Annotated in this window: 20 protein-coding genes, 1 tRNA gene and 1 pseudogene; 14 read left to right on the top strand and 8 right to left on the bottom strand. The window is 72.0% G+C overall.

Going from position 1 to position 21881, the window contains the following annotated elements; genetic code table 11:
* Positions 1-5 precede the first annotated feature (5 nt).
* Positions 6-374 (top strand): tetratricopeptide repeat protein, encoded by a 369-nt coding sequence (locus tag ABT170_RS02610; RefSeq protein WP_266929744.1) that lies wholly within the window; start codon positions 6-8, stop codon positions 372-374.
* Between the two features lie 136 nt (positions 375-510).
* On the opposite strand, the gene ABT170_RS02615 is transcribed toward ABT170_RS02610, so the two are convergent.
* Positions 511-840 carry a DUF6343 family protein gene (locus ABT170_RS02615; RefSeq protein WP_329942280.1) on the bottom strand — a complete coding sequence of 110 codons (330 nt, stop codon included), beginning with the start codon at positions 838-840 and terminating at the stop codon, positions 511-513.
* Between the two features lie 237 nt (positions 841-1077).
* Between ABT170_RS02615 and ABT170_RS02620 the strand changes: the two genes are divergently transcribed.
* Complete coding sequence (locus ABT170_RS02620; RefSeq protein ID WP_329942281.1) at positions 1078-1773, top strand: class I SAM-dependent methyltransferase; 696 nt, start codon at positions 1078-1080, stop codon at positions 1771-1773.
* A gap of 46 nt (positions 1774-1819) precedes the next feature.
* On the opposite strand, the gene ABT170_RS02625 is transcribed toward ABT170_RS02620, so the two are convergent.
* Positions 1820-2206 (bottom strand): hypothetical protein, encoded by a 387-nt coding sequence (locus ABT170_RS02625; protein WP_502970462.1) that lies wholly within the window; start codon positions 2204-2206, stop codon positions 1820-1822.
* A gap of 241 nt (positions 2207-2447) precedes the next feature.
* Between ABT170_RS02625 and ABT170_RS02630 the strand changes: the two genes are divergently transcribed.
* From ABT170_RS02630 to ABT170_RS02650, 5 genes are all read left to right on the top strand, one after another.
* Entirely contained in the window at positions 2448-3404 is a 957-nt protein-coding gene (locus tag ABT170_RS02630) for a slipin family protein (RefSeq protein ID WP_351863556.1), read from the top strand.
* Positions 3405-3568: 164 nt separating this feature from the next.
* Complete coding sequence (locus tag ABT170_RS02635) at positions 3569-6610, top strand: SCO1167/SCO6262 family helicase (RefSeq protein ID WP_329942284.1); 3042 nt, start codon at positions 3569-3571, stop codon at positions 6608-6610.
* Positions 6607-7911: an SWIM zinc finger family protein gene (locus tag ABT170_RS02640; protein ID WP_351863558.1), complete on the top strand. Its 1305-nt coding sequence runs from the start codon at positions 6607-6609 to the stop codon at positions 7909-7911. The genes ABT170_RS02635 and ABT170_RS02640 overlap by 4 nt, the downstream gene beginning before the upstream one ends.
* A 55-nt stretch (positions 7912-7966) precedes the next feature.
* Positions 7967-8698, top strand: a complete 732-nt coding sequence (locus ABT170_RS02645; RefSeq protein WP_329942286.1) for a DUF7873 family protein — start codon at positions 7967-7969, stop codon at positions 8696-8698.
* 35 nt (positions 8699-8733) lie between these two features.
* Positions 8734-8819, top strand: a tRNA-OTHER gene (locus tag ABT170_RS02650).
* Between the two features lie 288 nt (positions 8820-9107).
* On the opposite strand, the gene ABT170_RS02655 is transcribed toward ABT170_RS02650, so the two are convergent.
* Positions 9108-9881, bottom strand: coding sequence for a cysteine peptidase family C39 domain-containing protein (locus ABT170_RS02655; protein WP_351863560.1), 774 nt, complete (start codon positions 9879-9881; stop codon positions 9108-9110).
* A complete protein-coding gene (locus ABT170_RS02660) occupies positions 9878-11089 on the bottom strand; it encodes a pyridoxal phosphate-dependent aminotransferase (protein WP_329942288.1) in 1212 nt (403 codons plus the stop codon). The genes ABT170_RS02655 and ABT170_RS02660 overlap by 4 nt, the downstream gene beginning before the upstream one ends.
* An 85-nt stretch (positions 11090-11174) precedes the next feature.
* Between ABT170_RS02660 and ABT170_RS02665 the strand changes: the two genes are divergently transcribed.
* Positions 11175-11855 carry a winged helix-turn-helix transcriptional regulator gene (locus ABT170_RS02665; protein ID WP_329942289.1) on the top strand — a complete coding sequence of 227 codons (681 nt, stop codon included), beginning with the start codon at positions 11175-11177 and terminating at the stop codon, positions 11853-11855.
* Positions 11856-11881: 26 nt separating this feature from the next.
* The gene (locus ABT170_RS02670; RefSeq protein WP_351863563.1) at positions 11882-12538 is read left to right on the top strand and encodes a nucleoside/nucleotide kinase family protein; all 657 of its coding nucleotides are present in this window, start codon (positions 11882-11884) and stop codon (positions 12536-12538) included.
* A 128-nt stretch (positions 12539-12666) separates the two neighbouring features.
* Here ABT170_RS02670 and ABT170_RS02675 read toward each other — a convergent pair.
* Positions 12667-13241, bottom strand: a pseudogene (locus ABT170_RS02675) (carbohydrate kinase family protein); the annotation flags it as partial.
* A gap of 193 nt (positions 13242-13434) precedes the next feature.
* Between ABT170_RS02675 and ABT170_RS02680 the strand changes: the two are divergent.
* A complete protein-coding gene (locus tag ABT170_RS02680; protein ID WP_266929728.1) occupies positions 13435-13797 on the top strand; it encodes a cupin domain-containing protein in 363 nt (120 codons plus the stop codon).
* On the opposite strand, the gene ABT170_RS02685 is transcribed toward ABT170_RS02680, so the two are convergent.
* From ABT170_RS02685 to ABT170_RS02695, 3 genes are all read right to left on the bottom strand, one after another.
* Positions 13787-15169 (bottom strand): MFS transporter, encoded by a 1383-nt coding sequence (locus ABT170_RS02685; protein ID WP_351863565.1) that lies wholly within the window; start codon positions 15167-15169, stop codon positions 13787-13789. The two genes, ABT170_RS02680 and ABT170_RS02685, sit on opposite strands and share 11 nt — an antisense overlap.
* Positions 15170-15337: 168 nt before the next feature.
* Positions 15338-15883, bottom strand: a complete 546-nt coding sequence (locus ABT170_RS02690) for a methylated-DNA--[protein]-cysteine S-methyltransferase (RefSeq protein WP_329942292.1) — start codon at positions 15881-15883, stop codon at positions 15338-15340.
* A 123-nt stretch (positions 15884-16006) separates the two neighbouring features.
* Positions 16007-16900 carry a glycerophosphodiester phosphodiesterase gene (locus ABT170_RS02695; protein ID WP_351863567.1) on the bottom strand — a complete coding sequence of 298 codons (894 nt, stop codon included), beginning with the start codon at positions 16898-16900 and terminating at the stop codon, positions 16007-16009.
* 214 nt (positions 16901-17114) lie between these two features.
* Between ABT170_RS02695 and ABT170_RS02700 the strand changes: the two genes are divergently transcribed.
* From ABT170_RS02700 to ABT170_RS02715, 4 genes are all read left to right on the top strand, one after another.
* Positions 17115-17987, top strand: coding sequence for an MHYT domain-containing protein (locus ABT170_RS02700; protein ID WP_329942294.1), 873 nt, complete (start codon positions 17115-17117; stop codon positions 17985-17987).
* Between the two features lie 39 nt (positions 17988-18026).
* Positions 18027-20159 (top strand): excinuclease ABC subunit UvrB, encoded by a 2133-nt coding sequence (gene uvrB, locus ABT170_RS02705; RefSeq protein WP_329942295.1) that lies wholly within the window; start codon positions 18027-18029, stop codon positions 20157-20159.
* A 132-nt stretch (positions 20160-20291) separates the two neighbouring features.
* On the top strand, positions 20292-20870 hold the full coding sequence (locus ABT170_RS02710; protein ID WP_329942296.1) for a TerD family protein: 579 nt from the start codon (positions 20292-20294) through the stop codon (positions 20868-20870).
* A 209-nt stretch (positions 20871-21079) separates the two neighbouring features.
* The coding region (locus ABT170_RS02715) for a TerD family protein (RefSeq protein ID WP_351863570.1) at positions 21080-21881 on the top strand (802 nt) is incomplete at its 3' end.

A 21881-nucleotide genomic window follows, 5' to 3' on the forward strand; every position in this document is an offset into this window, starting at 1 on the left:
CGACCGTGCCCGAGAGGAACCCGGAAACCCATGTCATCGACTTCCGGGCGGCGGAGCAGTTGCTCGCTGCCCGGGACCCGCGGGGCGCGGTCAAACTGCTCGACTCGGTGATAGCCGCGCATCCGGAGAACACGGCCGCCCGGCTGCTGCGGGCCCGCGCCTTCTTCGCCTCCGCCCAACTGCGCCCGGCCGAGCTGGAGTTCGAGCTGGTGCTGGAGCGTGAGCCGGACAACGCGTTCGCCCACTTCGCGCTGGCCCGGACCTTCCAGCGGGCCGGCAGGCCGGAACAGGCCACCCGGCACTTCCGGCTCGCCGCCGCGCTCGACCCGAACCCGGAGTATCTGCGGGCGGCCCGCTTCGAGGCGCCGGACTGACACCCGGCCCGTGTCACGTGTGCCGTGTCCCATGTCCCGTGTCCCATGTCCCGTGTCCCGTGTCCCGTTCCAGGTGTCCCATGGGCCATGTCCCGTGACACGTACCGCTGTCGCGCCCGTGGGCCCGGCCGGCTGTTCAGCCCGGACGGGGGCGCCTGTGGGACCGGGCCGGCCGCGGCGGGTCCGTGCCGCGGTCCGGTTCGTAGGGCGGGATGTCGCGGCCCGGCTGGTAGTGCGGCCCCTGGCGGAAGCGGTGGAGGATCACACAGAGGTCCAGGACGACGAGCACCAGCAGCACCGCGCAGGCCGCCGCCCAGCCGGGCCGCCCGGTCAGCGCGAAGGCCGCCAGGCCGAAGAGCGCCCAGACCATGCCCCATAGACTCAGCCAGAACCGCATCCGCAGAGCACTGCGGGCGGTCGCGGGTTCACTGCCGGTACGCATACGGATCGCCTCACCTACCAGCATGGACCCGCCGGGCGGCGGACGGAACGCGTGCGCCGGGCGCGATCGGCGACGGGTGGCCGAGGGGGCCGTCGCCGTCGCCGTGTGCCGAGCCCTGATCCTGCCGGGCGCCCAGGACGACGTGACGGCCGGCTGCCGCAGCCCGGGACGCTGAGACCTCGCGCCGGGCCGCACACCGCGTCCGGCGCGCCGACCCCGTGGGACGGGAACGGGCCCGTACCCCCGGACGTTTGACGGAGTATGAGCGGACGACTGGTACGCGAGGGGTATACGGGGACGGGACCCGGGGCCATCACTCCGGACGGCTGCGCGGTCGAGCTGTACAGACGGCTGTCCGTCGGCGAGGAACCGGATGTGATCCAGGCGGCGGTCCCCGCCGGAGCGAGCATTCTGGAGCTGGGCTGCGGCGCGGGCCGGGTGACCCGTTCACTGGTGTCGCGCGGCTTCACCGTGACGGCCGTGGACGAGTCGGCGGAGATGCTGGAGCACATCGGCGGCGCCCGTACGGTACAGAGCCCCATCGAGTCGCTGGACCTCGGCGAGGAGAGGTTCGACGTGGTGATGCTGGCGTCGTTCCTGGTCCACGCGCCCGAGCGCCGGGTGCGCGACGGAATGCTGCGGGTCTGCCGCGCGCATGTGGCGGACGGCGGGTGCGTTCTCATTCAGCGCGAGGGCGTCGCGCACCGCTCCGACCTGCCGTGGGAGCGGCGGGACCCGGCGGGCTGCACCATCCGGATCGTCTCGGCGGAGCCGGTGGGCGACGGTGTGCGTTCGGTGCACGCGGAGTATGTGTTCGACGACGCCCGGTGGACGCAGACGTTCCTGTCGAGGGAGCTGTCCCGCGAGGAGTTCGAAGGGCATCTGGAGGCCGCCGGACTCACCGTCGACCGGTATCTCACCGACGACGGGACGTGGGTGCGCGCCCTGCCCTCGTAGCCGGTGGGGCCGGGGACGGCCGTGCGGCCTCCCCGGCCCCGCCGGGTCAGTGCACGATGCTGTAGCTGCGCCAGGGGCGGCTGTTGTGCGCCTTGGTGTCGGTGAATGTGGTGGGCACATAGGTCGTATTGCCGCCGGTGCAGTTCCGGGTGCGGTACATGATGATGTCGACCAGGGTCCGGTTCTCGACCTCGCGGACACCGGAGGGGGCCAGCCGGTGGCAGCCCTTGACCGAGGGGCTGTTCACCATGATCACGGCGTCCCGCTCGGTGGAGTAGATGACCGGTCCCACGGCGGTGCGGCCGAGACCGGAACAGCCCGTGACGGTGAGGGCGAGAAGCGTCGCTCCGGCCGCGACGCCGAGACGGCTCCGACGGCGGTGACCGGTCGCGGTCACGGGGGTGGTCATGGTCGCGTTCGCGGTCACGGACATGGGCGGGGTCCTCGTCTTCTCGTCCGGCTCTTCTGTCTCCCGTACGTCACGGGGTGTGCCTGTACGTCACCTGATACGTCCCGGCGCTGGTCACCCTTCCCGCTCCGGGCCGGCCCGGCATCCGGTGCGCGGCCGACCGGGCGAGCCGCGGCGCGCCGGAGGTTCGCCTGGTGTACTTATCGGGCATATCGTGGTAACAGCGCTTTTTTCGGGCGCGTTCGATCTCTGTCAGGGGGCCGTGATGGGCCAGGAGCTAGTGATCGCGGTGGTGGCGGCCCTCTGCGCCGTCGCGGTGTACGCCGCGGCGGCGGCCCGGGTCGTCAAGCAGTACGAGCGCGGTGTGGTGCTGCGGCTCGGCAGGCTTCGCGACGATGTGCGAGGGCCGGGCTTCACCATGGTCCTGCCCGGGGTGGACCGGCTCCGCAAGGTGAACATGCAGATCGTGACCATGCCCGTGCCCGCCCAGGACGGCATCACCCGGGACAACGTGACCGTCCGGGTGGACGCCGTCATCTACTTCAAGGTGGTGGACGCGGCGAGCGCGGTCGTCCAGGTGGAGGACTACCGCTTCGCGGTCTCGCAGATGGCCCAGACCTCGCTCCGGTCGATCATCGGTAAGAGCGACCTGGACGATCTGCTGTCCAACAGGGAGAAGCTGAACCAGGGCCTGGAGCTGATGATCGACAGCCCGGCCGTCGGCTGGGGGGTGCAGATCGACCGGGTGGAGATCAAGGACGTGTCCCTGCCGGAGACGATGAAGCGCTCCATGGCACGTCAGGCGGAGGCCGACAGGGAGCGGCGCGCCAGGGTGATCAACGCCGACGCGGAACTGCAGGCGTCGAAGAAGCTGGCCCAGGCGGCCGAGCAGATGTCCAGCCAGCCGTCGGCCCTGCAGCTGCGACTGCTCCAGACCGTGGTCGCGGTCGCGGCCGAGAAGAACTCCACCCTCGTCCTGCCGTTCCCGGTCGAGCTGCTCCGCTTCCTGGAGCGGGCGCAGCAGCCGCAGCAGCCCCAATTGGCACAGCAGCCGCAGCAGCCGCCGCCACAGGTTCCGCAGCGGACCGATGCCTCCAGGGCCTCGGCGCCGGACACCGAGGCGTCCAGGGCCGAGGCGTCCGGCGCACGGTCCTCCGGAGCGGGGTCCCCCACGGGCTCTACGGCCTCCAGGACCGATGCCGGGCCGTTCGCCCATCACTGAGGGACCGAGGCGCCGAGGGGCCGCCCCCTCGTCCCGGCCGACCGCTCTGAGCTGCGGTGACGGCCGCGGGAACAGCGGTCGGCGCGAGCGTTGTCAGACCCCCCGCCTAGACTCGCGGAGCCAGAGGAACACACACGATCCGGGGCGGGAGGGGGTGGCCGGACATGTCCGTACAGGACACGCACGACGCGCGGAACGCGCAGCTCGGCCGTCTGCTGCGCTGTCCGGCGGTGTTCCTGCCCGGCGCGCTGCCCAGGGACGGCCGGGTGGCCTTCTGGGACCCGGAGGAGCGCGGGGACGCCGCGGAGGCCGGGAATCCGTTCTCGTACGTCACCGGTGCCGCACCGGCCGGGGCGGCAGCGCCCGCCGCCGGTCAGGGGGGAGTCAGCGAGCTCACCGTCGTCCGGCGGGACGGTACGGGCGGCGCCCGCCAGGTCCGGACGTGCACCGTGCCGGCCGTCGTGCTGTCCGTCGAGGACGCCCTGCCCCTGCTCGTCCGCGCCCGTCATCGGGCATCCGCCCATCCCGCCACGCGCTGCTGGGGTGCGGCCGCGCTGCACGCGCTGAATCTGGTGGCACGGGGCAGGCTGCTGCCGGGACTGACGGCAGGCAACCACGACGCCTGGCGGGCGGGCCCGCGTGACGCGGAGGACATCGCGCAGCTGCGGGCCGTCGCCGCCGCGATGCCGCCGGAGGGGCACGCGGTGCCGGTCCAGGACCTCCCGCCGCTCCGGCTCCCCGAGCCCGAGTTCCTGATCGGCGCCTTCCTCGACGCGGTCGCCGACACCCTGCCCCGTACGCCGGCCGCGGCGTACGCGATGGGGGCGCCGTTCGCCGCCCGCGAGGCCCAGCATCTGCCCGGTGCCGCCGCCTGGGCCGTCGAGGTGGCCTCCGGCCTGGACGCGGGTGTGCGGGTCTCGCTGCGGCTCGACCTCTCCGCGTACGAGCTCTTCGACACCGCCGACACCTACGCCCTCGCCGACGCCACGGACGGTTCCGGCGAAGCCGACGGCGACACCGACCGCACCGGCGACACCGACCGCACCGGCGGCCCCGACGGCGCGGGCGGTCCGCGCGGGCCGGGGGATCGCGCCGCCCGCCATGCCGCGGCGGCCGTCGTTCAGGTGCACAGCCTCGCCGATCCGACGTATGTCATCGACGCCGCCGCCCTGTGGCACGGCGGCGGAGGGGAGCCTTTCGGGCCGCGCGCCCAGGTCGACGCGGTGCTCGCGCTGCGCCGTGCCGCCCGCGTCTGGGATCCGCTGGAACGGCTGCTCGACCAGCCCGTTCCCGATGTGCTCGCCCTCACCGAGGACGAGCTGTACGAGCTGCTGAGCGATGCCGGGGCCCGCCTCGCGGCGGCCGGGGTCACGGTCCACTGGCCGCGTGAGCTGGCCCGCTCGCTCACCGCGTCCGCCGTCGTGCGCCCCGCGCCCGGCTCGGCCACCGACGGCACCTCGTTCTTCGACGCGCAGCAGCTCTTCGCGTTCAACTGGCAGCTGTCGCTGGGCGACGAGCAGCTGACCGAGGCCGAGATGGACACCCTGGCCGAGGCGCACCGCCCGGTGGTGCGGCTGCGGGACCAGTGGGTGGTCGTCGACCCCGCGCTCGTACGCAAGGCGCGCAAGCGGGAGCTGGGGCTGCTCGATCCGGTGGACGCCCTGGCCGTCGCCCTCACCGGGAGCGCCGAGGTCGACGGGGAGCAGGTGGACGCGGTGCCGGCCGGTGCGCTGGCCGCTCTCCGGGCCCGTATCCTCACCGACGACGCCACCGTTCCGGCACCCCCCGGCCTGGACGCGACCCTGCGCGACTACCAGCTGCGGGGCCTGGCCTGGCTGGACCGGATGACCTCGCTGGGGCTGGGCGGCTGCCTCGCCGACGACATGGGCCTCGGCAAGACGATCACGGTGATCGCCCTTCATCTGCACCGGGCCCGCCCCGCGCCGACGCTGGTGATCTGCCCCGCCTCCCTCCTGGGCAACTGGCACCGGGAGATCAACCGCTTCGCGCCCGGCGTTCCGGTGCGCCGCTTCCACGGCACCGACCGCACACTGACCGACCCGGACGGCGGCTTCGTCCTCACGACGTACGGCACGATGCGCTCCAGCGCCGCCCAGCTGGCCGCGCAGTCCTGGGGCCTGGTCGTCGCCGACGAGGCGCAGCACGTGAAGAACCCGCACTCCTCCACGGCCAAGGCCCTGCGCACGATCCCGGCACCGGCCCGAGTCGCCCTCACCGGTACCCCCGTGGAGAACAATCTCTCCGAGCTCTGGGCGCTGCTCGACTGGACGACCCCCGGACTGCTCGGCCCGCTCAAGGCGTTCCGGTCGCGGCACGCCCGGAGCGTGGAGAACACGGGTACGGCCGCGGGGCTGGGCAACGACGAAGCGGTCGAGCGGCTGGCCCGGCTGGTCCGTCCCTTCCTGCTGCGCCGCAAGAAGTCCGACCCCGGTATCGCCCCCGAGCTGCCGCCGAAGACCGAGACCGACCACCCCGTCTCCCTCACCCGAGAGCAGGTCACGCTCTACGAGGCGGCGGTGCGCGAGACGATGGCGCAGATCGAGGCTGCGGAGGGCATCGCCCGCCGGGGTCTGGTGATGAAGCTGCTGGCCTCGCTGAAGCAGATCTGCAACCACCCCGCCCAGTATCTGAAGGAGGAGCCGACCCGGCTCACCGGCCGTTCCGGCAAGCTCGCGCTGCTGGACGAACTCCTTGACACGATCCTGTCCGAGGGCGGTTCCGTCCTGATCTTCACCCAGTACGTGACGATGGCCAGACTCCTCTCCGCCCACCTCGCCTCCCGCGCCATCCCCTCCCAACTCCTGCACGGCGGTACGCCCGTGCCCGAGCGGGAACGGATGGTGGACCGCTTCCAGGCGGCCGAGGTCCCGGTCTTCCTGCTCTCGCTCAAGGCGGCCGGCACCGGACTGAACCTCACCCGCGCCGCTCATGTCATCCACTACGACCGCTGGTGGAATCCGGCGGTCGAGGAGCAGGCCACCGACCGGGCGTACCGGATCGGCCAGACCCAGCCCGTGCAGGTCCACCGGCTGATCGCGGAGGGGACGGTGGAGGACCGGATCGGCGAACTGCTGGAGTCGAAGAGGGCGTTGGCCGACGCGGTCCTCGGCACCGGCGAGAGTGCGCTGACCGAGCTCAGCGACCGCGATCTGGCCGATCTCGTCTCGCTCCGGAGACCGTCATGAGCCCTCGCCCCGCACCTCGCCCCGCATCCCGCACCGCGCCCCGGTCCCGGCCGGGCCCGGACGATCTGCGGCGCACCTTCGAAGCGGTGCCGGCCCGCACGTCCGAGGAGGGCGAGCCCTTCGCGGACAGCTGGTGGGGGCGTGCCTGGGTGGCCGCCCTGGAGTCCCTGTCGATGGACGAGGCACGGCTCGCCCGCGGACGTGATTACGCCGACGCCGGACATGTCGCCGCGATCACCGTCACCCCCGGCCGGGTCGTCGCCTATGTCCACGGCAGCCGCCCCCGCCCGTACCGGGCCGAACTGCGTCTGCGCACCTTCACGGACACCGGCTGGGAGGCACTCCTCGACGCGGTCGCCGCCCACCCCGGGCATCTGTCCGCACTCCTGGCCAAGGAGATGCCGCACTCCCTGGCCGACACGGCCCAGGAGACCGACACCCGGCTGCTGCCCGCCGCGGGCGATCTCGATCCGAGCTGCTCGTGCCCGGATCACGGCCGGCCCTGCAAGCACGTCGCGGCACTGTGCTTCCAGACGGCCAGGCTGCTCGACAGCGATCCGTTCGTCCTTCTGCTGATGCGCGGCAGGGGCGAGCGGGAACTCCTCGACGAGCTGGGCCGGCGCAACGCGGAACACTCCGCACGGGAGCGCCCCGCCGCCCCCGCCGCGCCCTCGGTCGCCGCCGGGGACGCCCTGGCCGAGCGGTTCCTGCCGCCGCTCCCGGCGCCCCTCCCGGTCCCCCCGCACCCCGGGCAGCCGCCGTCCTATCCGGATCTGCCGGGCGCACGCGATCCGTTGGGCCTCGATCACCTCGCCACGGACGCGGCGGCCCGCGCCCACCGGCTGCTCACCACCGGCGAGGACCCGCTCGCGGGCCTCACCCCGTGGCAGGACGCGGTCCGGCTGGCCGCGTCCCGTCCCACCGCCGGGCTCACCGCCACCACCCGGGCCCTGTACCGGGAGCTGGCCTACGCCACCGGCCGTACCACCACCGACCTGGCCCGTGCCGTCGCCGCCTGGCGGCAGGGCGATGCCGAGGGCCTCGCGGTCCTGGAGGCATCCTGGGACCCTCCGGCCGGGCCGTTCGACCGGGCCCGCCCGGCCCTGGCCGCCGCCGACTTCCCCCGCTTCCAGCCCTGGCGCAACCACCTCACCCACCCGGGCGGCGCCCTTCAGCTCCGCTTCGGCCACGACGGCCGCTGGTACGGCTACGAGTCCGACCCCGGCGCCGACGACTGGTGGCCCCGCGCCGCCCCGGACCCCGATCCGGTGAGCGCGCTGGAAGCCCTGCTGGGCGGCTGACGGCCCGCGAAAAACCTTTCGATCAGCGCAGGTCGGCGGTGCTAGGTTCCCGCACGTGGCGAAACTCAATCAGATCATCGCAGTGGAGAAGGGCGTCAAGTCCAAGGCACACCAGGACCTGACGGCGGCGCATCACGGCCTCCAGAAGGCCGGACTGCTGGCCGGGATCTCCCGGACCTACCAGCCGAAGGACGAGGAGGGCGAGCAGCTGCCGCCCGAGTCCACGCTGGTGCAGGTCAAGGCCGAGGACGTCCTGCGGGAGACCGCGGTGACGCTCACCCGGCTCTTCGATGTGACCGCCACGAAGGACTGGGCGAACTGCTCGGCCCGCGCCGATGTGGTGGTCGACGGCCGGGTGCTGGTGAGCGCGGTGCCGGTGTCGTACCTCCTCTTCCTGGAGAAGCAGCTCACCGACATCAACACCTTCGTCCGCAAGCTGCCGGTGCTGGACGCCTCCGAGGCCTGGACTCAGGACCCGTCGACCGACTCCTGGAAGACGGAGCCGGTCAGGACCCTCCGTACCAAGAAGGTGCCCCGCAACCATGTGAAGGCGGAGGCCACCGAGAAGCACCCGGCGCAGGTCGAGGTGTACTACGAGGACATCCCGATCGGCTACTGGACGACGGTGAAGTTCTCCGGAGCCCTTCCCGCACGGCGCGTCAACGAGCTGCTGGACCGGGTGGAAAGGCTCCAGCAGGCGGTGAAGTTCGCCCGCGAGGAGGCCAACGGCGCCGATGTCACCGACCAACGGGTGGGTGATGCGGTATTCGGTTACCTCTTCGGGTGACCGACCATGGATTCCCCGGCCACCACGACACCACGGCCGGGGTGCGCGAGGAGCGCAAGCTGAACCTGAAGCTTGTCGTGACGACGCGGTTCCAGTGGAGGTTCGAGTCCTCCCTCCGGCACTCCCCGCGTACACCGCAGCAGGTGTACGCGTCCGCGCCGGAGTGGCCCAACTGGCAGAGGCAGACCGCGATCAATCTCAGACTCTTGCTCCAGACTCAGCATTCGCCGCCGATCGCCGGATCAAACGGGCCTGGGCCCAAGGGCGTCGAGATGCCGGTTCGACTCCGGCCCGCGGAGCTTCGGTCCGCGGTCGTCTAAAGGCAGGACGCGACGACATGACAACTGACCCGGGTCCTTAAATGTGCCGGTGTGCTGCATGGGCGGCAACCACAGGGCCCGGAGGCCGGCTACGCCTCCGGGCCCGCTCCCGTTCCGCCCTCCGCTCCCGTTCCGGCCCCCGCCGCCGTCCCTGTTCCCGCCGTCGTGGCCCGTCCCGGACCCGCACCCGGGGAGACGCCGCGACCGGCGCCCAGGGAGACACCACGGCCGGCGAAGAAGCGCCCGAAGTGCGCCAGCGGCAGCCGCGCGGACCGCGTACCGGCGTGTGTGCCGGACGGATTGTGGAAGTGGACGCCGTCCCCGTCCGGTGTACGGGAGGTCAGCAGCACCAGATGCCCGCCCCGCCCGGGGGCCGGCCGGTCGGGATGCCGGATTCCGTAGTGCACCGACGCCATCACCGTCCGGCCCTCGTCCAGCAGGCCGGGGATCTCCTGGAGGTCGAGATGCCGGTGCACGGTGGCGTCGAGCCCATGGACCTCACGCACGTACCGGGCGAACGGGGCGTAGATCAGGCCCTTGATCACCCCGTCCGCGTCCTCCGTGTACGCCCCGTACTTCAGCCCGCCGTCGCGCAGGGCGAACAGCGGGGGAACGGCGGCAGCGGCACCCGGGCCGGGAACACCGGACGTACCGGGTGCACCGAGTGCGCCCAGGGCCATGCGCAGACAGGTCATTCCGCACAGATGGCCCGCCCAGCGCGCGTACTCGGCGGGCGAGGCGGCGCCGGATTCCGCCCAGCCCGGATCCTCGGCCGGATCGAGCCCGCCCTCGACGATCGGCCCCACCAGCGCCGGAGTGGCGAACTGGGTGTGGACGGGAACCCGGCAGAAGGAACAGGTCACTGACGGTATCCGTTCAGGAATCGGCCGATGCGGCTGATGGCCGCGTCCAGATCGTCGGCGTACGGGAGGGTCAGGATACGGAAATGGTCGGGACGCGGCCAGTTGAACCCCGTGCCCTGGACCACCTGGATCTTCTCGCGCAGCAGCAGATCGAGGACGAACCTCTCGTCGTCGACGATGGGGTGCACCTTCGGGTCGATGCGCGGGAAGGCGTACAGCGCGCCCTTCGGCTTCACACAGGACACGCCGGGGATCTCGTTGAGCTTCTCCCAGGCCCGGGTGCGCTGTTCGTACAGCCTGCCGCCCGGCGCCACCAGTTCGCGGATGGACTGCCGGCCGCCGAGCGCCGCCTGGATGGCGTACTGCGAGGGCGCGTTGGGGCACAGGCGCATGGAGGCGAGCATGGTCAGGCCCTCCAGATAGCTGCGGGCGTGCTGCTTGGGCCCGGACACCACCATCCAGCCCGAGCGGAAGCCCGCGACGCGGTAGGTCTTCGACAGCCCGCTGAAGGTGAGGCAGACCAGGTCGGGGGCGAGGGTCGCCACACTGTGGTGCTCGGCGTCGTCGTAGAGGATCTGGTCGTAGATCTCGTCGGCGAGCACCAGCAGCCCGTGCCTGCGGGCCAGTTCGAGGATCCCTTCGAGGAGCTCGCGCGGGTACACGGCTCCGGTCGGGTTGTTCGGGTTGATGATCACGACGGCCTTGGTGCGGTCGGTGATCTTCGACGCCATGTCGGCGAGGTCCGGGTTCCAGTCCGCCGACTCGTCGCAGACGTAGTGCACGGCCTTGCCGCCCGCGAGCGTCACCACGGCCGTCCAGAGCGGATAGTCGGGCGACGGGATCAGTACCTCGTCGCCGTCCTCCAGCAGCCCCTGCACGGCCATGGAGATGAGCTCGGAGACCCCGTTGCCGAGGAAGATGTCGTCCACGCCGACATCCAGCAGCCCCATGGCCTGGTAGCGCTGCGCGACAGCGCGCCGCGCGGAGAGGATGCCGCGCGAATCGGTGTAACCGTGTGCCTGCGGGAGCATCCGGATCATGTCCTGGACGATCTCCTCCGGCGCCTCGAAGCCGAAGAGCGCGGGATTGCCCGTGTTGAGGCGGAGCACGCTGTGGCCCGCCTCCTCCAGGGCGTTGGCCTGCTCGATGACCGGGCCCCGGATCTCGTAACAGACCTCGTTGAGCTTGCTGGACTGCCGGAACTCCATGCGGTGCCTCCCCGACCCGATTGCGATACTTGGTTTTACCAAGCTTGAGCTTGGAAAGTCCAACAACATGTCTAGACTGCGTCGCATGCCACGTCAGCAGCAGCCAGCAGCACGCCCTGTCCGCCGCCGCAGTTACGACCAGTTCTGCGCCGCCGCCCGTGCCCTCGACTCCGTCGGCGACCGGTGGACCCTGCTGATCGTCCGTGAACTGCTGGCGGGCCCGCGCCGCTACACCGATCTGCACGCCGATCTGCCCGGTGTCAGCACCGATGTGCTGGCCTCCCGTCTCAAGGACATGGAACAGAGCGGCCTGGCCGTGCGCCGCCGGCTCCCGCCACCGGCGGCGGCGTCCGTGTACGAGCTCACCGAGCGCGGCCACGGCCTGCTGCCCGTCCTGGCCGCGCTCGCCGAATGGGGCGCGCCGGCACTGACCGGGCGGCGCCCCACCGACGCGGTGCGGGCGCACTGGTACGCCCTGCCGCTGCTGCGCGCCCTGGGCGGCCTGACGCACAGCGGAGTCGTCGAAGTCCACCTGGACGAAGGCGAGTTCCACGTCCGTGCGGGGGCGGGGGCGGCAGCGGGGGGAGCGGGCGGGGATGTGTACGGATACGGCCCCGCCGACCGCCCCGATGCCCGGATCAGGCTCGACGCCGAGCTGTGTCCGGCGCTCGGCAGGGGCGAGGTGACGTTCATCGAGGCGGTCAAGGACGGCCGGATCGAGGTGACGGGCGAGGGGCCGCTCGCCGCCGAACTGCGCGGGGAATGAGGTCGTGGACGGGGGATGATGGACGTGTGCGACTCGAAGCGATCACCTGGGAGGGGCTGGCCGGGGCCCTGGCGGCGCACGCGGACTCCCTGACGCCGTCGGACGGCGGTGCCCGGCTCCGGGTGGGTATCGACGGAGCCCCGGCGTCCGGTACCGGTGGGCTGGCGGAACGTGTCGCCCAGGAGCTGCGGGTGCGCGGCCGTGCCGTGCTCGTCGTGGCCACCGAGGGATTCCTGCGTCCGGCGAGTCTCCGGTACGAGTACGGGAAGGAGGACCCCGACTCGTACGCCGACAGCTGGTTCGACACGGGTGCCCTGTGGCGCGAGGTGTTCGGGCCGCTGGAGCCGGGCGGCAGCGGGCGGGTGCTCCCGGACCTGTGGGACCCGGTGACGGACCGGGCCACCCGGAGCCCGTACCACGCCCTGCCCGAGGGCGGAGTGGTGCTCGTGCACGGACCGCTGCTGCTGGGGCGCTGGTTCCCGTTCGACCTGAGCGTCCATCTGGGGCTCTCGCCGGGGGCGTTGCGGCGGCGCACCGCGGAGTCCGGCCGGTGGACCCTGCCCGCGTTCGCCCGGTACGAGGACGAGGTCACGCCCGCCGAACGCGCCGACGTGGTCGTACGGGCCGATGACCCGCGGCATCCCGCCTGGTCGGGGCTGGGGGGCGCGGGGCGGGGCGCGTAGTGGGAGGCCGGGGGCGTGACGGTCGGCGGGCGTGCGGTGGTGGGCGGGCAGGCGCATGACGGTGGGCCGGTGTGCGGTGGTAGGCGCGTGACGGTGGGCCGGCGTGCGGTGGTCGGCGGGTCCGGGCGTTACGGGGGTGGTCTGCCGCCGACCGTGGCGACCGCTTCCGCTCCCGCCCGGCAGCCCGCCGCCGCTGCCGCGGCGTCGTCCGCCCCGGCGACCCGCGCCGCGAGGAAGCCGCCGGTGAACGCGTCGCCCGCGCCCGTCGAGTCGACCGGGCCGTGGACCGGGCGGGCGGCGACACGGGCGGTCACCGCACCCCCGGCGGCCAGCAGGGCGCCCCGATCGCCGAGCGTGACGACGGCCTTCGGGAACCGCCGGCTCAACTGGGCCGCGGCGTCGGCCGGTTCGGGCAGGCCGGTCAGCCGCTCGGCCTCGTCCGCGTTGGGCAGCAGCAGATTCGCCCTTCGGCCAACTCCAGGAACCGGCCGGCACCCAGCTCGGCCGGAAAGCCCGCGGAGGCGGGGTCCACGCTGACCGGGATGCCGAGCCGCCGGGCCGGCCGCAGGGCGAGAAGGGCCGTCGCGCGGCTGGTCGCGGCGAACAGGAGAGAGCCGGAGATGTGCAGACGGGCGACGCCGTCGAGCATCGAGGGCCGCGCGTACCTCGTCGGACAGGGCCGGTGCGTAGCGCCCGGCGTCGTCGTGCGCGGGGCTCGCGGTGTGCTCCGGCGACCGGTGGGCCGTCTGCTCCGGCGGGTTCTGTGGCAGCCCCATCCCTGTCGCGGGCGGGGCGCCCGCAAACCAGGGAGTGCCGCCCCGCCACCGGTCCCGGTGGCCGTTCCCGCCGGTCCCTGGTGGCCGGGCCTTTGGGGGCGGCGGCTAGGGTGACCGGCCATGACGACACTTGATCAAGCTCCCGCCTCCTTCTCCGTGCACATCCCGGACGCCGAACTGGAACCGGAACCACTCGATCCCGCGCAGATCGTCTCGGGCGACCCGGTGGTGACGGGCAAGGTGCTGTGGGAGTCCCCGGACGGCAAGCAGGTGCGGGGCATCTGGCAGATCACGCCCGGAGTGGTCACCGACACCGAGGCCGACGAGCTGTTCGTGGTCGTCAGCGGGCGGGCGACGGTCGTGGTCGAGGGCGGCGCGACGCTGGAGGTGGGGCCGGGGGACGCCTGCGTGCTGCGGGAGGGCGACCGTACGACGTGGACGGTGCACGAGACGCTGCGCAAGGCCTACCACATCAGCCTTTGAGGCACCGGTTCCGGTCGGCGGCCGGGCCCTCTGCCGGGGCCGCGGCCTGTTCACCGTTCAGGTCCGGGGTCCGGTCCGCGGTCCGTTCGCCGTTGGGGTCCGGGGTCCGGCCGCTGTCCGGTCGCAGGCTCCGGCGCAGGGCGAGCGCGGCCATCGGCAGCAGCAGGCAGGCGCCGATCGCGTTCAGCGGGCCGTAGCCCCACTGCGCGACGATCACCCCGGCCACCGCGCCGCCGACGCCCGCCGCCGTGTTCATGGTCAGGTCCGACAGACCCTGCACGGCGGCGCGGGCGGCCGGTGGCACCGAGTCGGTGAGCAGGGCCGAACCGGCGATCATGCCCGCCGACCAGCCGAGGCCGAGCACGAACAGGCCGGCGGCGGTCTGGCCGTCGCGGTGACCCGCGGTGCCCGCCAGCAGCGCGGCACACGCGAGCAGGCCGACCGCCAGACCGATGACGGCGAGTCGGCCGAGCCGGTCGGACAGCCACCCCATCACCGGGGAGAACGCGTACATGCCCGCGATATGGCCGCTGATGACCAGCCCGATCAGCTGGAGGTCCGCGCCGTGCCGGCCCAGATGGACCGGGGTCATGACCATGATCGAAACCATGGCCGTGTGCGAGACGGCCACGGTCACCAGCGCGAGCCGGGCCATCGGGGCGGCCCGGACGGCGGCGACGGCGGCGCGCAGCGAACGTTTCCCGGCGGCGGGGCCGTCGTCCGGGGCCAGCGCGCGGGCCGTGAGCAGCGGGTCGGGGCGCAGCAGTGCCGCGACCACGAGACCCGCGAGCAGGAAGATGCAGGCCGCGATGAGGAACGGGCCCGCGGTCTCGGGCACGGGTGTGCCGCGGAAGAGCCGGCCCGCCGGTGCGGTGATGTTGGGGCCGAGCACGGAGCCGATCGTCGTGGCCCAGATGACGGTGGAGATCGCCCGGCCCCTTCGGTCCGGGCCCGCGAGATCGGCCGCGGCGAACCGGGCCTGGAGATTGGCCGAGGAGCCGGCGCCGAACGCGGCCATGCCGAGCAGCAGCAGCGGAAAACTGTTCACGACGGTGGCGAGCACCACCAGGCCGGCACCGAGCGCGCCGATCAGATAGGCGAGCACCAGGCCGGGGCGGCGGCCCCGTGCGGTCATCAGCGCGGCCAGCGGCAGTGACAGCAGGGCCGTACCCGCCACCGAGGCGGTCGAGGCGAGACCGGACAGCGCTTCGGAGCCGCCCACCTCCGTGGCCAGGACGGGGGCCAGGGCGATGGCGATGGGCACACCGAGGCCGCCGAGTATCTGGCTGGCGATGAGCACGGCGGATGTCCTGCGCTGCAGGGCGGGCAGGTCGGCAGCGGTGACCGCGGGTATGGAGCGGGGGGTCGTCACCGGCGAAGTGTGCCATCACTCGTACGTGAGTACGAAGACGGTTTCGGTGTCCCGCCGGTCACATGCCGGCGGGAAGCGGCGGCTGCGGGCCTGAACGGCGACTGCCGACCCGAGCAGTGGCGGCTGCGGACCGGAGCGGCGACTGCCGACCCGAGCAGTGGCCGCCTGCTAGAACAGCGGCTGCGGCAGAACACCCTCCAGGGCGAGCAGCTGCCGCTTGGTCTCCAGCCCGCCGCCGAAGCCGCCGAGCCCGCCGTCGCTCTCCACGACCCGGTGGCACGGCACCACCACCGGAAGCGGGTTGGACCCCATGGCCGCCCCCACGGCCTGTGCCGCCCCCGGCTGCCCCACCCGCGCGGCCAGGTCGCCGTACCCGACGACCGTCCCGTACGGCACACCGGACGACAGCTCCTGGAGCACCTCGCGGTGGAAGCCGGAGGTCAGCGACCAGTCCAGATCCAGCGTGAATTCCCGCAGCCCGCCCGCGAAGTAGGCCGCGAGCTGGCGTATCGGCCCCGCGAGCCGCGCGGAGCCGGGAACCTCCACCGGCTCCGCGCCGAGTCGCGTGCGCAGCTGACCGAGCGCCCGCTCCCGGACGGCGGGACCGGCGTGGAAGATCACGCTCACCAGCCCGGTGCCGGTGGCGGCGAGCAACAGCGGTCCGATGTCGCTCGGTACGACGGACCACTCCACGGCCTGCTCGTTGCTGTTCATGCCGACCACGGTACGACCGGCCACTGACAACGCGGCATCCGTGGCTCCATCACGCCCTCGGCACCTTCCCGCCGGTCCTGTCCCTCAGGCGCCGGCGTCCGGCGTCGGCGTCGGCGTGTGGCGTCAGCGCGTGGCGTCACGCACCACGTCGGGGAAGTTCGTGATGATGCCGTCGACCCCGAACTCATGGACCTTGGCCGCGTTCGCCGCGTCGTTGACCGTCCAGGTGTTCACCTGGAGCCGCTTGCCGTGCGCGCCCTTCAGCTTGTGGACGGCCGCCACGTAGTCCGCGCTGATCGTGGAGTACGAGGGGTTGATCTGGTCGTTGAACGCCGCGTACGACGGCAGATCGGCCACCGCCGGGGTGCCCAGGAAGCCGGTGGTGATGTCGGGGCGGAGCGTGTGCACCTTCTTCACGCTGTCGCCGCCGAAGCTCTGGATGATCAGCTTGTGCTTCACATGGCGGCGGTCGAGCCAGCCCTCCTTGCGCAGCACCCGGAGAGTGGCCTGCTCGATGCCGGGGTAGGTTTCCGGGCTCTTGATCTCCAGCAGCAGCTTCTGGCGGTTGCGCTCGACCCGGTGCAGATACTGCTTGAGCGTCGGTACCCGGGCACCCGCGAACCGCGCGCCGAACCAGCTGCCCGCGTCCAGTCTCGCGATCTCGGCGGCGGTGAAGTCCTTGACCGCCCAGGGGGCGCGGTCGGGGAAGACCTCCTCGGCGTTCGTCGTCCGCTTCAGATTGGTGTCGTGGATGACGACCAGTTCACCGTCCTTGGTGAGCTGCACATCGTTCTCCACCCAGTCGATGCCCAGGTCGTCCGCGGCGTCCACGGCGGCCAGGGTGTTCTCCGGCGCGTACGCCGATGCCCCCCGGTGGGCGAAGACGACCGGGCTGTCGTGACGGCCGTGACTGCCGTGACGGTCGGCGGCCTGCGTCTGGGACGCGGGCAGCAGAAGAGCGCCGGCGCCGAGCAGGGCGGCGAAGGCGGTGGAGGCGGTTGCGGTGCGTACGGACACGTGTACTCCTCGCTCGGAGATGCGGACACGCAGAGAGTCGCAGCCGATCACCAACGGAGAACAGGGCGCCGATGGCCACGACGTGAACGGAATCCTCGGTACCGGGTCACCGGAGGATTTCCATGTCGATAAAATGCCGCTCTTATGTTTGTCTGCCGGGCCTCGCCCCTTAGGGTCACCCCCGAACCCGGGCTTCCGTGAAGGGCGTACCAGCATGCAGGGCACAGTGGACGGTTTCAGCTACGGCCTCGTCACCCCGGTCGCGGCATTTCTCATGGCCTGCCTCGGCGCCGCGCTGGGGCTGCGCTGCACCACCCGGTCCCTGAGAACGGAACAGTCCTTCAAAGCCGGCTGGCTGGCCCTGGGGGCCACCTCCATCGGCTCCGGTATCTGGACCATGCATTTCGTCGCGATGATGGGGTTCACCGTCGAAGGGGCACCGATCACGTACGACAAGGCCATCACCTTCGCGAGCCTGGCTGTCGCGATCGTGATGGTCGGTATCGGCATCTTCATTGTCGGCTACCGCGGCGCGACCCGCATGGCACTGATCACCGGCGGCACCATCACCGGCCTCGGGGTGGCCTCCATGCACTACCTCGGCATGGCGGGGATGCGGCTCCAGGGACAGTTCGCGTACGACACGCTCACCGTGTCCCTGTCCGTCGTCATCGCCGTGGTGGCCGCGACCGCCGCGCTCTGGGCGGCCGTCTCCGTCCACGGCTTCGCGGCCAGCCTCGGCGCCAGCCTGGTCATGGGGGTCGCGGTGAGCGGAATGCATTACACCGGAATGGCCGCGCTCGACGTTCACCTGCATGCCGACGCCGCCACCGGCGCCGTCGCGGGGGACACCCCCGCCACACTGATCGTCCCGATGCTGATCGGCCCGGCCGTCTTCCTGCTGCTGGCCGCGGTGGTCGTGATGTTCGACCCCCTGGTGGTCATGGGAGAGCCCGCCGGGGAGGTCCGACGGAACGGCGGGGGCCTCCGGGGCGGCGGCCGGCCCGGGTCGATGGCGGCCCAGCCGCGCCGCGCGACCCATGAAACCCCTGGCCGCAGGGATACCAGGCCGCCGCGGTACCGCTGATCCGGCCCCGTTGTCAGTGGGGGGTCGTACGGTGGTTGCATGCGGCCCGTTTCGAAGATCGAACGTTCGGTGGCGCCTTTCGAGGTCGTCAGTTCCTACCAGCCCAGTGGCGACCAGCCGGCGGCCATCGCCGAGCTGGAGCGGCGCATCCGCGCCGATGAGAAGGACGTGGTCCTGCTCGGCGCCACGGGCACCGGCAAGTCGGCGACCACCGCGTGGATGATCGAGAAGCTGCAGCGCCCCACCCTGGTGATGGCGCCGAACAAGACGCTCGCCGCCCAGCTGGCCAACGAGTTCCGCGAGCTCCTGCCCAACAACGCCGTCGAGTACTTCGTCTCGTACTACGACTACTACCAGCCCGAGGCGTACGTACCGCAGTCGGACACCTACATCGAGAAGGACTCCTCCATCAACGAGGAGGTCGAGCGGCTGCGCCACTCCGCGACGAACTCGCTGCTCACCCGGCGCGACGTCGTCGTGGTCGCCTCCGTCTCCTGCATCTACGGCCTCGGCACGCCCCAGGAGTACGTGGACCGGATGGTCCAGCTCAAGGTGGGCGAGGAGATCGACCGCGACCGGCTGCTGCGCCGCTTCGTCGAGATGCAGTACAGCCGCAACGACCTGGCGTTCACCCGTGGCACCTTCCGGGTGCGCGGCGACACCATCGAGATCTTCCCGGTCTACGAGGAGCTCGCCGTCCGCATCGAGATGTTCGGCGACGAGATCGAGGCGCTCTCCACCCTCCACCCGCTCACCGGAGAGGTCATCAGCGAGGACCAGTCGCTCCACGTCTTCCCCGCCAGCCACTACGTCGCGGGTCCCGAGCGGATGGAGAAGGCGGTCGGCGGCATCGAGCGGGAGCTGGAGCAGCGCCTGGCCGAGCTGGAGAAGCAGGGCAAGATGCTGGAGGCCCAGCGGCTGCGCATGCGCACGACGTACGACATCGAGATGCTCCGCCAGATCGGCACCTGCTCCGGCGTCGAGAACTACTCGATGCACTTCGACGACCGCTCCCCGGGCACCGCCCCCAACACCCTCCTCGACTACTTCCCCGAGGACTTCCTGCTCGTCCTCGACGAGTCGCACGTCACGGTGCCGCAGATCGGCGCGATGTACGAGGGCGACGCCTCCCGCAAGCGGACCCTCGTCGACCACGGGTTCCGGCTGCCGTCCGCCATGGACAACCGCCCGCTGAAGTGGGAGGAGTTCCTGAAGCGGACCGACCAGACCGTCTACCTCTCCGCCACCCCCGGCAAGTACGAACTCTCGCGCGGCGACGGTTTCGTGGAGCAGATCATCCGCCCCACCGGTCTCGTCGACCCCGAGGTCGTGGTCAAACCCACCGAGGGCCAGATCGACGACCTGGTGCACGAGATCCGCAAGCGCACCGAGCGCGACGAGAGGGTCCTGGTCACCACCCTCACCAAGAAGATGTCCGAGGACCTCACCGACTACTTCCTGGAGCTCGGCATCCAGGTCCGCTATCTGCACAGCGACGTCGACACACTGCGCCGTATCGAGCTGCTGCGCGAGCTGCGCGCCGGTGAGTACGACGTCCTGGTCGGCATCAACCTCCTGCGCGAGGGCCTCGACCTGCCCGAGGTCTCGCTGGTGGCCATCCTCGACGCGGACAAGCAGGGCTTCCTGCGCTCGGGCACCTCGCTCATCCAGACCATCGGACGTGCGGCCCGTAACGTGTCCGGCCAGGTCCATATGTACGCCGACAAGATCACCCCGGCCATGGCGCAGGCCATCGACGAGACCAACCGCCGGCGCGAGAAGCAGATCGCGTACAACACCGAGCGCGGCATCGACCCGCAGCCCCTGCGCAAGAAGATCAACGACATCGTCGCGACGATCGCGCGTGAGGAGGTCGACACCGAGCAGCTCCTCGGCACCGGCTACCGGCAGACGAAGGGCGCCAAGGCCCCGGTTCCCGCGCTGGGCGGCAAGGCGGCCAAGGGCGGCGCGGCGCGGGGCGGGACCGCGTCGAACGGCGCGGTGGTCGGCGACCGGCCCGCGACCGAGCTGGCCGGAATCATCGAGGAGATGACCGAGCGGATGCGGGCTGCCGCCGCCGACCTGCAGTTCGAGGTGGCCGCCCGGCTGCGTGACGAGGTCGGCGAGCTGAAGAAGGAACTGCGGCAGATGAAGGAAGCGGGCCTTGCCTGACCACGCCGGTCCGGTGTGTTGCAGGACCGACACAAAAACCGCCCGAACCTGCTGCGGGCCTGGGCGGACTGCGTAGGGTGCGGGGAAACCGCACACGGACGGATGCGGGGCAATGCGGAGAGGGGACAGCGCGTGACGGTCAATATGACCAAGGGTCAGGCCATCAGCCTGCAGAAGAGCGACGGGGGGACCCTGACCGCGGTACGGATGGGGCTCGGCTGGCAGGCGGCTCCGCGCCGCGGACTGTTCGGCTCGCGCACCCGCGAGATCGACCTGGATGCCTCGGCGGTGCTGTTCGCCGACAAGCAGCCTGTCGACGTCGTGTTCTTCCGCCACCTCGTCAGTGATGACGGCTCGGTGAAGCACACCGGCGACAACCTGGTCGGTGGCGCCGGTTCGGGCGGCGACGACGAGGCGATCCTCGTCGACCTCGCGCGCGTCCCGGTCCACATCGACCAGATCGTCTTCACGGTGAACTCCTTCACCGGGCAGACGTTCCAGGAGGTGCAGAACGCCTTCTGCCGCATCGTTGACGAGACCAACGGCCAGGAGCTCGCCCGCTACACGCTCGACGGCGGCGGGCAGTACACCGCGCAGATCATGGCGAAGGTGCACCGCGCGGGGAGCGGGTGGCAGATGACCGCCCTCGGCAACCCGGCCAACGGCCGCACGTTCCAGGACCTGATGCCCTCGATCCTGCCGCACCTGTAGTTGCCGCTCACGGGACCGGGCACGGCGGAACGCGGCGGAGTCCGGTCCACAGCGGTACGAGTACTACGAGCAGTAAGAGCACGGAGAGCAGCTCCCGGAGGCCCCGCCGCCGGGAGCTGCATCACATCGCACGGCACCGCGAAACCCGTTCGAACCACACAGCGAGCAGCACCGCACCACAAGCCGATCGTCGAGGGGACAGGGCAGGAATGACGGCCGAACTGGTCCGGGGGCAGAACCACACCTTGCCCCAGACCCGTCTGGAGATCCGGGTGTCGGCGGGTTCCCCCGTCGTGGCCGGAGCCACCCTCGGCGACGAACAGGGCACGGTGCACGGCATCGAGTGGATCGCCCACCCCGGATCGCCCCGGCTCCCCGGTCTTGAGGTGTCCCAGCAGGCCGCCGCGGGCCACCGGCTCGCGGTGGACCTCGACGCCCTGCCCGACGCGGTCCACCGTGTCACCGTGCTGCTCGCCCTCCCCGTGGGCGCCGGCGGTCCGGTGAGGTTCGGTGCGGTCGCCGCGCCCTTCGTCGCCGTCACCGGGCTGGACGGCACCGAGATCGCCACCTTCACGCTCACCGGCCTGGACTCCGAGACCGCCGTCAGCGCCCTGGAGCTCTACCGCCGGCAAGGAGCCTGGAAGGTCCGCGCCGTAGGCCAGGGATACGCCGCCGGACTCGCGGAGATGCTCGCGGACCAGGGAGTGGCGGGGGCCGCGGAGCTGGCCGGTTCCATCCAGGACGCCGTCGCCCGGGGCATGGCCCGCTCCGTGGCGCCGCCACCGCCCCGTACCCCGGACGGAGACCGGGCCCGCCACGGAGCGGGACCCTCGGCCTCCCCGGCCGCCCAGCCCGTCGTCGCGCCCTCGCCGGCCGAGCCGCAGCCCGCCGCGCCCTCGTCGGCCGCCCCCCAGCCCTCCCCGGCGGTCCGGCCCGCCGCCCAGCCCCCGGCCCACCCCCCCGCGGCCCGCGGGACCGCCCCCCGCCCCCCGCCGCCCCCCCCCGCCGCCG

It is taken from the genome of Streptomyces sp. NPDC001787, assembly GCF_040297465.1.
Classification (GTDB): domain Bacteria; phylum Actinomycetota; class Actinomycetes; order Streptomycetales; family Streptomycetaceae; genus Streptomyces.